Below are 12,862 nucleotides of genomic sequence, written 5' to 3'. Positions count from 1 at the left end.
GGTGCGTATCGATGTTGTTGGAAGATCGCCGTTGACCGTCCGCAAGGGGATATGCAAGCCCCATGCCACGGGGCGTTTGGGTGGGGAATGCGAAGGATCCGCGGACTGTCGACGCAGCCCGACGCGGGACGTCGTCCCGGTGTGGACGATCGTCTGGGGTCCTTCGACCGGCACCTCATGCCCGGACCTTCGCTCTGCCACCCGCGAAGCATTCCGCACCAATTGGACTCGTGCAATGCACAAGCCTTGTGCGTCAGCCAAGCAAATCCGCCACGTCGATGATCCGCTGTGCCACTTCGGCGAGCTTCATGCCCTTGTCCATTGCTGTCTTGCGAAGCCGCGCATAGGCTTCGCCTTCCTCCAGCGAGTGCCGGCGCATCAGGATGCCCTTCGCCCGATCGATCACCTTGCGCTCGGACAGCTGCATGCGCGCATCCGCCAGTTCGCGACGCATGGCTTCTTCATGCTGGAAGCGTGCAAGTGCGACTTCCAGCACGGGTTTCACGCGATCCGCGGCCAGTCCGGCGACAACATAGGCAGTGACACCCGCCGCGATGGCGTCGCGCACATGGCTGGTATCGTCATCGTTGGTGAACAAAACGATCGGCCGACGCGCATCTCGCGTGGCGACCACCACATGTTCCAGCGTGTCGCGTGCCTGGCTCTCGGCGTCCACGATGATCATGTCGGGGCTGATCTGCGCGAGCCGGTCGGGCAGGAATACGTCTGCCGGTAGCACGGCAACGATGTTGTAGCCGTTCTCGAGCATGCCGATGCGCAGGCTGCGCGAGCGCTCTGCCTCCACCTCGGCCTGCGGATCAGAAGGATCGGGGGCGAGGGTGTCGGGAGCGACGATGACGATGCGCAGGGCCGTGGCCTGATTCATGCGCAAGTGTTGCAACATTCGCGCCACAACAGGAATGAAAATGCCCGCTTTCAGCGGGCATTTTCACGAGAAATGAGATGTTCAGCGGCCCCCAGCCGCGCCGGAAATTGCTCGTCGCAGCCATCCCCCGAAAGGGCTCAGCGACCAGAACTGAGGCGTCATGCACTCGCGCTCGAGTAGCACCCCCTTGGCTTCCAGCATCTCGACGAAGTGGCGGACCTCCATGCGTTTCAAGCCAGTGACATTGGCGAGTTGAGTGATCGTCAAGTGGCGATGCGACATGTCGCTCGCCATGCGTCGATACGCAGTGCGGTGGAAGGGCGTAGGCAAATCCGGCCAGCAGGCTAGACGATATTCTTTCATCGCTCTGATGATCTTTCGTGGCGGCTGCTTCGAGACAGACGCTCTATGGGGAGTCCGCAGAGTAGCGGCAGCGCGTCATGCAAGAAAGGCAATTCTTAATGAACAAGGGAAAACTCTGGACAAATCCTGTTTCGAGTTGTTAGTAAGCCAATTCAAATGGTCCGACTGTCACGACGCTGGGATCAACGGGTCCCTCGTAAACTGCTCGCATGAACATCCTCGGAGTCGAGTCGTCCTGCGACGAAACGGGCGTCGCGCTTGTGCGCTGCGCGGACACGGCCGGCGTGCCCGAACTGCGTGCCCATGCCCTGCACAGTCAGATCGACATGCATCAAGCCTATGGTGGTGTGGTGCCGGAACTGGCGTCGCGTGACCACATTCGCCGGGTCCTGCCCTTGACACGCATGGTGCTCGCCGAAGCAGGCGTGCCGCTCGACGAAATTGACGTCGTGGCTTTTACACAGGGTCCCGGCCTGGCCGGCGCATTGCTTGTGGGCGCGGGCGTGGCCTGCGCGCTGGGCGCGGCATTGGGCAAGCCTGTCATGGGCGTGCATCACCTCGAAGGGCATTTGCTCTCGCCATTCCTATCGAAGGATCCGCCCGAGTTCCCATTTGTTGCCCTGCTTGTTTCGGGCGGGCACACGCAGTTGATGCGGGTCGACGATGTGGGCGAATACGAATTGCTCGGAGAAACCATCGACGATGCCGCAGGCGAAGCCTTCGATAAGTCAGCCAAGTTGATGGGGCTCGGGTATCCCGGGGGGCCCGCGTTGGCGAGGCTTGCGGAGTTCGGCGACGCTGCGACTTTCGATCTTCCGCGCCCCTTGCTTCACAGCGGGAACCTGGATTTTTCCTTTGCTGGCCTGAAGACGGCGGTGCGCACGCAGCTCATGAAAATGGGCACCAACGTCTGCGAACAGGACAAGGCGAATTTGGCGGCGTCCACCCAGGAGGCGATCGCGGAAGTGCTGGCTCGCAAGTCGGTGGCAGCCTTGAAAGAGACGGGGCTGAAGCGCCTGGTGGTGGCAGGCGGCGTCGGCGCGAATTCACGCCTGCGAGAAATGCTGAATGCCGAGTGCATGAGGCGGCAGGTGCGAGTGCACTACCCGGAGTTGTCGCTGTGTACTGACAACGGGGCGATGATCGCTCTGGCCGCGGCGATGAGGCTGCAGCGCGGGATCGCGAAGGCCAACAAGTGCTACACGTTCAACGTGAGGCCCAGGTGGCCGCTGCACGCTGCTTGAAGAAAATGCGCGTCCCTCTGAGGCTGAGAGTTTTTCGATCATGCCCGCTCATCACGCCAAACGCCCCCTGCTCGTCGTTGAAAATGCTCGCCATAGCCAAGCTATGGCTGCGCTTTGCGCCTGGATCAGGCGCCTTTTGACGTGCTGCTCGGACACGCTCGAAATACTCTCAGCCTCTCTGCGCAAACAAGGCACTGCAAGATAATCTCCAACCAGCGGCTGCACCAGCAGCCGCATTTTTTTGGAGTGGCCATGAGAAGCGTGATCCGCGATTTGCCTGGGTCAAAGATTCGGGAAGTTGCGAATGCCGGCACGGGGCGCCACGACGTCCTCGCGTTCTGGTTCGGTGAAAGCGATGAGCCGACGCCGGGATTCGTGAAGGATGCGGCAATCGAGTCGCTTCGCCGCGGCGAGACCTTTTATGCGAACAACCTCGGCATTCCGGAGTTGCGCGAGGCGATTGCACGCTACATGAGTGACTTGCATCCTGCGGTGAGTGCGGATCGGATCGCGGTGACGTCGTCGGGTGTCAGCGCGTTGATGGTCGCGATGCAGGCCCTCGCCGGGGCAGGCGACGAGGTGGTGGCGGTCGTGCCTCTGTGGCCGAACTTGACATCGCAACCGGCGATCCTCGGCGCAAACGTGAAGCGGGTGTCGCTTCGCAGCCCGGGTGACGGGTGGCATCTCGACTTGGACGAGTTGTTGTCAACCGTCACCGACAAGACCGCCGTTCTCCTCGTCAACGCCCCCAACAATCCCACCGGCTGGACGCTCACCCGCGACGATCAACAAGCAATCCTGGATCACTGCCGCCGTACCGGCACCTGGGTTGTCGCCGACGAGGTTTACGAGCGAATGTATTTCGCTGAAGGCGCCCGGGCCGCGCCGAGCTTTCTCGACATTGCCGTCGCCGATGATCGTCTCGTTGTCGTGCACAGTTTCTCAAAGAGCTTCCTGATGACCGGCTGGCGTCTGGGCTGGATGGTCGCGCCGCCCGATTTCATCGCCGATGCGGGAAAGCTCATTGAGTTCAACACCTCCTGTGCCCCGGTGTTCGTACAACGAGCCGGCCTCGCAGCTCTGGCCCATGCCGAAGAATTCGTTCCCGGCCTCGTCCGGCGCATGAAAAACTGCCGGGACACATTGATCCCGCAGTTGGCGGCCGTTCCGGGAGTGCAGGTCGCCAATCCCTTGGGCGGCATGTATGCCTTCTTCCGAGTCGAGGGTCAGAAGGATTCCCTCGCCTTTGCCAAGCACCTTGTGTCGTCTGTCGGCCTTGGCATTGCCCCTGGCGCTGCTTTCGGCGACGAGGCCGAAGGCTGGCTGCGCTGGTGCTTCGCTTCGCAAGATCCGGGTCGACTTACCCTTGGGGTAGGGCGGTTGAAGCAGGCGATCCAGTCTCATCCGCTATAATTGACTGGCTTTGCCTTGCACGAATCATTCGAAAAGGTGAAGTCCCCCGCACGGCGCTGGTCGGTTTCACCGGCGACCGCAAGTTCAACACCAGGAAACCGCTGCCCCGCCACATCGGACGCACGGACCTGACCACAGGAAACATCATGAGCATCAACAAGGGCGCGATCGTCAAGGAAAACGCACGCGGCGCCGCCGACACCGGGTCCCCCGAAGTCCAGGTCGCTCTGCTGACTGCACGCATCAACGACCTCACCCCCCACTTCAAGCTCCACTTGAAGGACCATCACGGCCGCCGCGGCCTGTTGAAGATGGTCAACACCCGCAAGAGCCTTCTTGCGTACTTGAAGAGAACTGACGCGGACCGCTACACCGCACTGATCCAAAAGCTGGGTCTGCGCAAGTAAGCAGCCGATGAGATCGAAGAGCCTGTCTGGAAAACTGTCCAGCACAGGCTCTTTGTGTTTGGAGCTGGGCACCCATCGATGACGATGTGTCATTCCATCGACGTTTCTCTCGCTGTGAGCTGGGATGAAGTCTCGCTGGAATGGCATCGCGCCAGGATGCCTTCGCTCCGAGGACAAGAGCGCCGCCCCACAAGGCGCTCGCTATAACCGGAGATCCGAAATATGAGCATGTTCAACAAAGTCACCAAGACCTTCCAATGGGGTCAGCACACCGTCACGCTAGAAACCGGCGAAATCGCCCGCCAGGCGAGTGGTGCGGTCATTGTCAACGTCGAGGACACGGTCGTCCTGGCCACAGTGGTCGGCGCGAAGAGCGCCAAGCCGGGACAGGATTTCTTTCCTCTAACCGTTGACTACATCGAGAAGACCTACGCCGCCGGCAAGATCCCGGGCAGCTTCTTCAAGCGTGAAGGCCGGCCGAGCGAACTCGAGACGCTGACCTCGCGCCTCATCGACCGTCCGCTGCGTCCGCTCTTCCCCGAAGGCTTCTACAACGAAGTCCAGGTCGTCATCCACGTCCTGTCGCTGAACCCTGAAGTCGCGGCCGACATTCCTTCGCTCATCGGCGCCAGCGCTGCGATGGCGATTTCCGGTCTGCCTTTCAACGGCCCGATCGGTGCCGCTCGCGTGGGTTACATCAACGGCCAGTACGTGCTGAACCCGACAAAGACCCAACTGGTCGAATCGCAGATGGACCTCGTCGTCGCCGGCACGCAGGCCGCTGTGCTGATGGTCGAATCCGAAGCCAGGCAGCTGAGCGAAGAAGTGATGCTCGGCGGCGTCGTCTTCGGTCACGATCAAGGCAACATCGCCATCGCCGCGATCAATGACCTGGTGCGCCAGGCCGGCAAGCCGGCCTGGGACTGGAAGCCCGCCGACAAGGACGAAGCTTTCATCGCCAAGGTCACGGCATTGGCCGAAGAGAAACTGCGCGCCGCCTACCAGATCCGCTCCAAGCAGGCCCGCACGCAAGCCACGCGTGAAGTCACCGCTTTCACCATCGGAGCACTGACAGAAGAAGGTGTGGACTTCGACAAGGTCAAGGTCGACAATGTCCTCTTCGACATCGAAGCCAAGATCGTTCGCAGCCAGATCCTGGCGGGCGAGCCACGCATCGACGGTCGCGATACCCGCACCGTGCGCAACATCGAGATCCGCAACGGCGTGCTGCCGCGCGTTCACGGCTCCGCACTGTTCACCCGCGGTGAAACGCAGGCGCTGGTGGCCGCCACGCTCGGCACTGATCGCGATTCGCAGAAGATCGATGCCCTTGCTGGAGAGTTCAGCGAACACTTCATGCTTCACTACAACATGCCTCCGTTCGCCACTGGGGAAACGGGTCGCGTGGGTACTCCGAAGCGTCGCGAAATCGGCCATGGCCGTCTGGCCAAGCGCGCACTGGTTGCCGTGCTGCCGGACCGTGGCGAATTCCCGTATTCGATGCGCGTGGTGTCTGAAATCACCGAGTCGAACGGTTCTTCCTCAATGGCCTCGGTGTGCGGCGGCTGTCTCGCGCTGATGGACGCCGGCGTTCCGATGAAGGCGCACGTCGCCGGCATCGCCATGGGCCTCATCAAGGAAGGCAACCGCTTCGCGGTGCTGACCGACATTCTCGGGGACGAAGATCACCTGGGCGACATGGACTTCAAGGTGGCTGGGACGACCACCGGCGTGACCGCCTTGCAGATGGACATCAAGATCCAGGGCATCACCAAGGAAATCATGCAAGTGGCACTGGCCCAGGCCAAAGAAGCCCGCATGCACATCCTCGGCAAAATGGTTGAGGCCATGGGCGGTGCAAAGACCGAGGTATCGCAGTTCGCTCCGCGCCTGTATACGATGAAGATCAACCCCGAGAAGATCCGTGACGTGATCGGCAAGGGCGGCGCGACCATCCGTGCGCTGACCGAAGAGACCGGCACCACGATCGATATTGGCGAAGACGGCACCATCACCATTGCATCCACCGATGCCGACAAGGCGGAGTACGCGAAGAAGCGCATCGAAGAGATTACGGCGGAAGTCGAAGTGGGCAAGGTCTACGAAGGCCCGATCACCAAGATCCTCGACTTCGGCGCGCTCGTGAACCTGCTGCCGGGCAAGGACGGTCTGCTGCACATCAGCCAGATCGCGCACCAGCGCGTCGAGAAGGTCACCGACTTCCTCAAGGAAGGCCAAATCGTCAAGGTCAAGGTGCTCGAGACCGACGAAAAGGGGCGCGTCAAGCTATCCATGAAGGCGCTGCTCGATCGCGAACCGCAGTCCTCGCACGAGTGACCCAATGAAATGTGACGGGTGAGAGGTGAGGCGTGCCATGCACGCCACGTCTTGCCCGTTATGTCATGGTTCGCCTTTCACGTTTCACCTTTCACGCAAGATGAAAGCCATCGAGATCACGTCTTACGGGGCTCCGGAAGTCCTGCGACTCGCCGTTCGTCCCGACCCTGTCGCGGGTCAAGGCGAGGTGCTTATCCGTGTGGCGGCTTCCGGCGTCAACAGGCCGGACGTGCTTCAGCGCAAAGGGATGTATCCGGTTCCTCCGGGAGCGTCGGATTTGCCCGGGTTGGAAGTCGCGGGGGTGATTGTTGCTGGTGATCAGGCGGCGATGGCGCAGGCTGGCTTCAAGCTAGGCGACCGCGTCTGCGCGCTGGTGGCTGGCGGTGGATACGCCGAGCTGTGCGTGGCTCCAGTCGGCCAGGTCTTGCCGGTGCCCGCTAATCTGAGCGACGTCGAAGCTGCAAGCCTGCCCGAAACCTTCTTCACCGTCTGGTCGAACGTATTCGATCGCGGACATTTGCAACCCGCCGAGACACTGTTGATCCAGGGCGGCAGCAGCGGCATCGGTGTGACGGCGATTCAGTTGGCGAAAGCGGCCGGCGCAAAGGTCATTGTCACTGTGGGGTCGAACGAAAAGGCCGCGGCCTGCACCGCGCTGGGCGCCGACGAAGCTATCAACTACAAGACCCACGATTTCGTGGTCGAGGTGAAGCGCATCACCGAGGGGCGGGGCGTCAATGTCATTCTCGACATGGTTGCCGGCGACTACATCGCGCGTGAGCTCGATTGTCTGGATGACGATGGCCGCCTCGTCATCATTGCCGTCCAGGGTGGCGTGAAGGCACAAATCGATGCGGGAGCCGTGCTGCGTCGACGCTTGACCATCACCGGCTCGACGCTGCGTCCGCGATCCATCCAGTTCAAGGCGGCAATCGCGAAGGCTTTGCGCGAGAACGTCTGGCCGCGGTTGGAAACCGGCAAGGTCAAGCCGGTGATCCACCAGGTCTTTCCGGCCCATCACGTCGTGCAGGCCCACGCCTTGATGGAATCAAACCAGCACATCGGCAAGCTGGTTTTGCAATGGTGAATGGGGAGGCAACAAGAATGCGACGCAAACTGGTAGTCGGCAATTGGAAGATGAATGGCAACCGACGTGCCAACGCGGAATTGTTAGCTGGCATCGAAGAGGCGGGGCCATTCGTGGCCGATGTTGCCGTATGCGCCCCTTTCCCGTACCTCTCGGAAGTCGCACTGTCATTGCAGGGCGACAAGCACATCGGCTGGGGAGGGCAGGATTGCTCCTCGCACGAGGCGGGTGCCTACACAGGCGAAGTGTCCGCCGCGATGCTGGCTGAGTTCGGCTGCAAGTACGTGATCGTCGGCCACTCCGAGCGCCGTGCTTACCACGCCGAGTCTGATCAACTGGTGGCCGACAAGGCCAAAATCGCGCTCGCACACAAGCTCATTCCAATTGTGTGCGTCGGTGAAACGCTGGACGAGCGTGAGGCGAACCGGACCGACAAGGTGGTCAAGCGCCAGATGTCTGCCGTCATCCACACGCTTGGGCACTGCATTTCGCAAATCGTGGTCGCATACGAGCCCGTATGGGCCATCGGCACCGGAAAGACTGCGACGCCGGAGCAAGCGCAGGCGGTGCATGGGCTGCTGCGCACGCAGCTGCATGCGGCGACGCCGAAGTCCGGCGAGATGCAGATTCTGTATGGCGGCAGCGTCAGGCCCGACAACGCCGCGGTTCTGTTTTCGCAGCCCGACATCGACGGCGGGCTGATCGGGGGCGCGTCCCTCAAGGCGGCGGATTTCACCGCCATCTGTCGAGCTGCGGCCTGAAGGCCAATGCCCAACGAATTTCCCTGGAGCTGAGTAAAAAAATGAGCTGGTTGCTGAATGTTGTAGTGATGATCCAGATCTTCGCGGCACTCGTGATGATCGGGCTGGTGCTGGTGCAGCACGGCAAGGGCGCCGACATGGGCGCGTCCTTCGGCAGTGGCGCATCGGGCAGCCTCTTCGGAGCCACCGGCAGCGCAAACTTCTTGTCTCGATCGACGGCGGTTTGCGCGGCCGTGTTCTTCGTGTGTACCTTGGGTCTGGCTTACTTGTCGAATGACCGTGCACGGGCCGTGCCGAGTGGTGCCACAGGCAGCGTGCTCGACCGTGCGCCGGTGACCGCACCCACGCCAGCCGCAAGCGGCGTGCCACAGATTCCGACGGGAGCCGCGCCTGCGCCGACGACGAATGCCACGGCGGCTGCTCCTGCGAGCGCCGCAGCATCGGGTGCCATTCCGACGAAGTGATTTCGTAAGTCAGGATGGAGTCTGAGAGGCTGAGAGTATTTCGATCATGCCCGCTCATCACGTCAAAAGCTCCCTGCTCGTCGTTGCAAATGCTCGCCATAGCCCGGGCTATGGCTGCGCTTTGCGCCTAGATCCGGTGCCTCTTGACGCGCTGCTCGGGCACGCTCGAAAAACTCCCAGCCTCTGAGATGTGTCATCGCGCGAATATCCATGCATCCGGGCTCCAGAAACGTGTTCGACAACCGTTCTGCAGCGCCGCTGCTCACATAGAATCGCCCTTCTTTGGGGTTAGAATGCAAGGCTGTTCAGAGAGCTACTCCTCATGCAAACTGAACTCCGCTTTACACAAGTGGCCGTCGTGGTGAAATTGGTAGACACGCTATCTTGAGGGGGTAGTGGCGAAAGCTGTGCGAGTTCGAGTCTCGCCGACGGCACCAGTGTTTTAGAAGGGGGCTTTTACAGCCCCCTTCGATTGCCAAGCTCACAAAGTCACCATGAATCTGGAACCCTACCTGCCCGTCATCCTCTTCATTTTGGTAGGGGTGGCAGTCGGGGTGGCGCCTCAGGTTCTCGGCTTTGTGCTCGGCCCTCGCCGTCCTGATGCGGCGAAGAATTCCCCCTACGAGTGCGGCTTTGAAGCCTTCGAAGACGCTCGTATGAAGTTCGATGTGCGCTACTACCTTGTCGCCATCCTGTTCATTCTTTTCGACCTCGAGATCGCCTTCCTCTTCCCGTGGGCGGTGTCCTTGCGTGAAATCGGCGCCACGGGCTTTTGGGCCATGATGATTTTCCTGGGCATCCTCGTCGTGGGCTTCGCTTACGAGTGGAAAAAGGGCGCCTTGGACTGGGAGTAAGCAATGGGCATCGAAGGCGTTCTCAAAGAAGGATTCGTCACGACGAGTCTGGATACCGTCATCAACTGGTCCAAGACCGGTTCTCTCTGGCCGATGACATTTGGCCTCGCGTGTTGCGCGGTAGAAATGATGCACGCGGGCGCCGCCCGATACGACATCGACCGATTCGGCATGCTGTTCCGGCCCAGCCCTCGTCAGTCCGATCTGATGATCGTCGCTGGTACGCTTTGCAACAAGATGGCTCCAGCATTGCGCAAGGTGTACGACCAGATGGCCGAACCCCGCTGGGTACTGTCCATGGGCTCATGCGCTAACGGCGGCGGCTACTATCACTACAGCTACTCCGTTGTGCGCGGCTGCGATCGCATCGTGCCGGTCGACGTGTACGTGCCTGGCTGCCCGCCGACGGCAGAAGCGTTGCTGTACGGAATCATCCAACTGCAGGCGAAGATTCGCCGCGAAAACACGATCGCGCGGTGAATATGAAGACTTCGACGAACTGTCTGTTGCGGGCTGAGTGCCGGGCCGCTCCCAAGCATGTCCTCGGCTCGATCGAAGGGCCGGATCGCGCCCCCTCGAAAGACCGTTCGAAGTATTCATCGAACGAGGGGCGGCCATGACCCGACTCGAAACTCTTCAGGCGGCGCTCGAAAATGTGCTCGGCAGCAAGCTCAAGCACCTCGTGAGCGACCGCGGCGAGATTACGATCACCGTGTCCGCTGACGATTACACCGAGGCCGCGCTCGCACTGCGTGACGACCCGGCGCTGAAGTTCGAACAACTCATCGACCTGTGCGGTGTCGACTATTCCAACTACAAGGATCAACCCTGGGACGGCCTGCGCTATTGCATCGTTAGCCACCTGCTGTCGGTCACGCAAAACTGGCGTGTCCGCCTGAAGGTATTTGCACAAGACGATGACGTGCCCACCGTGGCGTCGCTCAACGACGTCTGGAGCGCCGCCAACTGGTTTGAACGCGAAGCGTTCGACCTCTACGGCATCATCTTCGACGGCCACCTCGATCTCCGTCGCATCCTCACCGACTACGGCTTTATCGGCCACCCGTTCCGCAAGGACTTCCCGGTATCTGGACACGTCGAGATGCGCTACGACCCCGAGCAAAAGCGCGTGATTTACCAGCCGGTCACCATCGAGCCGCGCGAAATTACCCCGCGAATCGTTCGCGAAGACAACTACGGCGGTCTCCAGTAATGGCTGAGATCAAGAACTACACCCTGAACTTCGGGCCACAGCATCCGGCAGCCCACGGCGTGCTCCGGCTCGTGCTTGAGCTCGACGGCGAGGTCATCCAGCGCGCCGACCCGCACATCGGCTTGCTTCACCGCGCCACCGAGAAGCTCGCCGAGACACGCACCTTCATCCAGTCGCTGCCGTACATGGATCGTCTCGACTACGTGTCGATGATGTCTAACGAGCATGCGTACTGCCTCGCGATCGAAAAGCTGCTTGGTGTCGATGTCCCGATTCGGGCGCAGTACATCCGCGTGATGTTCGATGAAATCACGCGTCTGCTGAATCATCTGCTATGGCTGGGGGCGCACGGACTCGACTGCGGTGCGATGAACATCTTCATCTACTGCTTCCGCGAGCGAGAAGACCTGTTCGACATGTACGAGGCGGTGTCGGGTGCTCGAATGCACGCGGCCTACTATCGTCCGGGCGGCGTGTACCGCGACCTGCCAGACTCGATGCCGCAGTACAAGTACTCGAAGATCCGCAATGCGAAGGCAATGGCGAAGATGAACGAGAACCGCAGCGGTTCTTTGCTCGACTTCATCGACGACTTCGTGAAGCGCTTCCCAAGCTACATGGACGAGTATGAGACGCTGCTGACGGACAACCGCATCTGGAAGCAGCGCACAGTCGGTATCGGTGTAGTGTCGCCCGAGCGCGCGCTGAACCTCGGCTTTACCGGTCCCATGCTGCGCGGCTCGGGCATCGCCTGGGACTTGCGCAAGAAGCAGCCGTACGAGGTGTACGACAAGATGGATTTCGATATCCCCATCGGGGTCAACGGGGACACCTACGACCGGTATCTCGTGCGAATCGAAGAGATGCGCCAGTCCAACCGCATCATCAAGCAGTGCGTCGACTGGTTGCGTGCCAACCCGAACTTGCCAGTTATCACCAGCAATCACAAGGTGGCCCCGCCGTCTCGTGTCGAGATGAAGTCGAGCATGGAGGAGCTGATCCATCACTTCAAGCTCTTCACTGAAGGCTTTCACGTGCCCGAAGGTGAGGCCTATGCGGCCGTGGAGCATCCGAAGGGTGAGTTCGGCATCTACCTCGTGAGCGACGGCGCGAACAAGCCGTACCGACTGAAGATCCGTGCACCAGGCTTCCCGCACTTGGCGGCGCTTGACGAAATGGCACGCGGACACATGATTGCCGACGCGGTCGCGGTCATCGGTACGATGGACATCGTTTTTGGAGAAATTGACCGATGACGACTGACGACCCCAAGGCTGCCGCTTCGCGTCGTCCGTCCTCCGAGGGGAGCAAGGAGACCATGGGAGGCCCGTCGCTTCTTTCCGAAGCGATACAACAACGCTTCGCCCGAGAGGTCGCGAAGTTCCCGTCCGATCAGAAGCAGTCGGCTGTGATGGCCTGCCTGGCGATCGTGCAGCAGGAGTTCGGCCACGTCTCGCAAGACAGCGAGCTCGCCGTGGCCGACTACCTCGGCATGGCGCCGATCGCGGTGCACGAGGTGACGACCTTCTACAACATGTACAACCAGCAGCCGCTTGGAAAGTACAAGCTGAACGTTTGCACCAACCTGCCTTGTCAGTTGCGGGATGGCGAAGCTGCGCTTGACCACATCTGCTCGCGCTTGGGCGTAGAAGAGGGCGGCACCACCCCCGATGGGCTGTTCACCGTGCAAAAGAGCGAATGCCTGGGCGCCTGCGCCGATGCGCCAGTGATGCTGGTCAACGACCGGCAGATGCTCAGCTTCATGAGCAATGAGCGGCTCGACGAGCTGCTCACGATGCTCGCGAACACGAAGTAGTCGGAAGAGCACCAACG

At 60.9% G+C, this 12,862-nt stretch carries 14 protein-coding genes and 1 tRNA gene; 13 read left to right on the top strand and 2 right to left on the bottom strand.

Translation table 11 applies throughout. The features are described from left to right. Positions 1-253: 253 nt before the first annotated feature. Entirely contained in the window at positions 254-886 is a 633-nt protein-coding gene (locus AC30NL_RS10915) for an ANTAR domain-containing response regulator (protein ID WP_489464024.1), read from the bottom strand. Between the two features lie 81 nt (positions 887-967). After that, positions 968-1,168, bottom strand: a complete 201-nt coding sequence (locus tag AC30NL_RS10910; RefSeq protein ID WP_489464023.1) for a hypothetical protein — start codon at positions 1,166-1,168, stop codon at positions 968-970. A 290-nt stretch (positions 1,169-1,458) separates the two neighbouring features. On the opposite strand from AC30NL_RS10910, the gene tsaD reads away from it, so the two are divergent. From tsaD to AC30NL_RS10845, 13 genes are all read left to right on the top strand, one after another. Then, a complete protein-coding gene (gene tsaD, locus AC30NL_RS10905) occupies positions 1,459-2,493 on the top strand; it encodes a tRNA (adenosine(37)-N6)-threonylcarbamoyltransferase complex transferase subunit TsaD (protein WP_489464022.1) in 1,035 nt (344 codons plus the stop codon). Positions 2,494-2,745: 252 nt separating this feature from the next. Further along, positions 2,746-3,906 (top strand): pyridoxal phosphate-dependent aminotransferase, encoded by a 1,161-nt coding sequence (locus AC30NL_RS10900; RefSeq protein WP_489464021.1) that lies wholly within the window; start codon positions 2,746-2,748, stop codon positions 3,904-3,906. Between the two features lie 146 nt (positions 3,907-4,052). Further along, positions 4,053-4,313, top strand: a complete 261-nt coding sequence (gene rpsO / locus AC30NL_RS10895) for a 30S ribosomal protein S15 (RefSeq protein ID WP_489464020.1) — start codon at positions 4,053-4,055, stop codon at positions 4,311-4,313. Positions 4,314-4,535: 222 nt separating this feature from the next. After that, on the top strand, positions 4,536-6,650 hold the full coding sequence (pnp, locus tag AC30NL_RS10890; RefSeq protein ID WP_489464019.1) for a polyribonucleotide nucleotidyltransferase: 2,115 nt from the start codon (positions 4,536-4,538) through the stop codon (positions 6,648-6,650). A gap of 100 nt (positions 6,651-6,750) precedes the next feature. Beyond that, entirely contained in the window at positions 6,751-7,737 is a 987-nt protein-coding gene (locus AC30NL_RS10885) for an NAD(P)H-quinone oxidoreductase (RefSeq protein WP_489464018.1), read from the top strand. Positions 7,738-7,754: 17 nt separating this feature from the next. After that, positions 7,755-8,498, top strand: a complete 744-nt coding sequence (tpiA, locus tag AC30NL_RS10880) for a triose-phosphate isomerase (protein ID WP_489464017.1) — start codon at positions 7,755-7,757, stop codon at positions 8,496-8,498. A gap of 41 nt (positions 8,499-8,539) precedes the next feature. Continuing rightward, positions 8,540-8,962: a preprotein translocase subunit SecG gene (secG, locus tag AC30NL_RS10875; RefSeq protein ID WP_489464016.1), complete on the top strand. Its 423-nt coding sequence runs from the start codon at positions 8,540-8,542 to the stop codon at positions 8,960-8,962. Positions 8,963-9,314: 352 nt separating this feature from the next. Beyond that, positions 9,315-9,399: transfer RNA gene (locus AC30NL_RS10870), tRNA-Leu, on the top strand. A 57-nt stretch (positions 9,400-9,456) separates the two neighbouring features. Next, positions 9,457-9,816 (top strand): NADH-quinone oxidoreductase subunit A, encoded by a 360-nt coding sequence (locus tag AC30NL_RS10865; RefSeq protein WP_489464015.1) that lies wholly within the window; start codon positions 9,457-9,459, stop codon positions 9,814-9,816. A gap of 3 nt (positions 9,817-9,819) precedes the next feature. Beyond that, complete coding sequence (locus AC30NL_RS10860) at positions 9,820-10,296, top strand: NuoB/complex I 20 kDa subunit family protein (protein WP_330834571.1); 477 nt, start codon at positions 9,820-9,822, stop codon at positions 10,294-10,296. 136 nt (positions 10,297-10,432) lie between these two features. Then, positions 10,433-11,029 (top strand): NADH-quinone oxidoreductase subunit C, encoded by a 597-nt coding sequence (locus AC30NL_RS10855; RefSeq protein WP_489464014.1) that lies wholly within the window; start codon positions 10,433-10,435, stop codon positions 11,027-11,029. Beyond that, positions 11,029-12,285 carry an NADH-quinone oxidoreductase subunit D gene (locus AC30NL_RS10850; RefSeq protein ID WP_489464013.1) on the top strand — a complete coding sequence of 419 codons (1,257 nt, stop codon included), beginning with the start codon at positions 11,029-11,031 and terminating at the stop codon, positions 12,283-12,285. Before AC30NL_RS10855 ends, AC30NL_RS10850 begins: the two co-directional genes overlap by 1 nt. 62 nt (positions 12,286-12,347) lie before the next feature. Further along, positions 12,348-12,845, top strand: coding sequence for an NADH-quinone oxidoreductase subunit NuoE family protein (locus AC30NL_RS10845; protein WP_489464063.1), 498 nt, complete (start codon positions 12,348-12,350; stop codon positions 12,843-12,845). The last annotated feature ends 17 nt before the right edge of the window (positions 12,846-12,862 follow it).

Origin of the sequence: Rhizobacter sp., assembly GCA_021153565.1 — a bacterium.
Lineage (GTDB): Bacteria > Pseudomonadota > Gammaproteobacteria > Burkholderiales > Burkholderiaceae_C > Albitalea.
This window is presented reverse-complemented; position numbering and strand designations above follow the sequence as displayed.

Excerpts from the sequence above, each read along its gene's own strand:
- rpsO (WP_489464020.1), top strand. The coding sequence starts at position 4,053 with ATGAGCATCAACAAGGGCGCGATCGTCAAGGAAAACGCACGCGGCGCC.
- pnp (WP_489464019.1), top strand. The coding sequence starts at position 4,536 with ATGAGCATGTTCAACAAAGTCACCAAGACCTTCCAATGGGGTCAGCAC.
- tpiA (WP_489464017.1), top strand. The coding sequence starts at position 7,755 with ATGCGACGCAAACTGGTAGTCGGCAATTGGAAGATGAATGGCAACCGA.
- AC30NL_RS10860 (WP_330834571.1), top strand. The coding sequence starts at position 9,820 with ATGGGCATCGAAGGCGTTCTCAAAGAAGGATTCGTCACGACGAGTCTG.
- AC30NL_RS10885 (WP_489464018.1), top strand. The coding sequence starts at position 6,751 with ATGAAAGCCATCGAGATCACGTCTTACGGGGCTCCGGAAGTCCTGCGA.
- AC30NL_RS10915 (WP_489464024.1), bottom strand. The coding sequence starts at position 886 with ATGAATCAGGCCACGGCCCTGCGCATCGTCATCGTCGCTCCCGACACC.
- AC30NL_RS10910 (WP_489464023.1), bottom strand. The coding sequence starts at position 1,168 with ATGTCGCATCGCCACTTGACGATCACTCAACTCGCCAATGTCACTGGC.
- secG (WP_489464016.1), top strand. The coding sequence starts at position 8,540 with ATGAGCTGGTTGCTGAATGTTGTAGTGATGATCCAGATCTTCGCGGCA.
- AC30NL_RS10900 (WP_489464021.1), top strand. The coding sequence starts at position 2,746 with ATGAGAAGCGTGATCCGCGATTTGCCTGGGTCAAAGATTCGGGAAGTT.
- AC30NL_RS10865 (WP_489464015.1), top strand. The coding sequence starts at position 9,457 with ATGAATCTGGAACCCTACCTGCCCGTCATCCTCTTCATTTTGGTAGGG.
- AC30NL_RS10850 (WP_489464013.1), top strand. The coding sequence starts at position 11,029 with ATGGCTGAGATCAAGAACTACACCCTGAACTTCGGGCCACAGCATCCG.
- tsaD (WP_489464022.1), top strand. The coding sequence starts at position 1,459 with ATGAACATCCTCGGAGTCGAGTCGTCCTGCGACGAAACGGGCGTCGCG.
- AC30NL_RS10845 (WP_489464063.1), top strand. The coding sequence starts at position 12,348 with ATGGGAGGCCCGTCGCTTCTTTCCGAAGCGATACAACAACGCTTCGCC.
- AC30NL_RS10855 (WP_489464014.1), top strand. The coding sequence starts at position 10,433 with ATGACCCGACTCGAAACTCTTCAGGCGGCGCTCGAAAATGTGCTCGGC.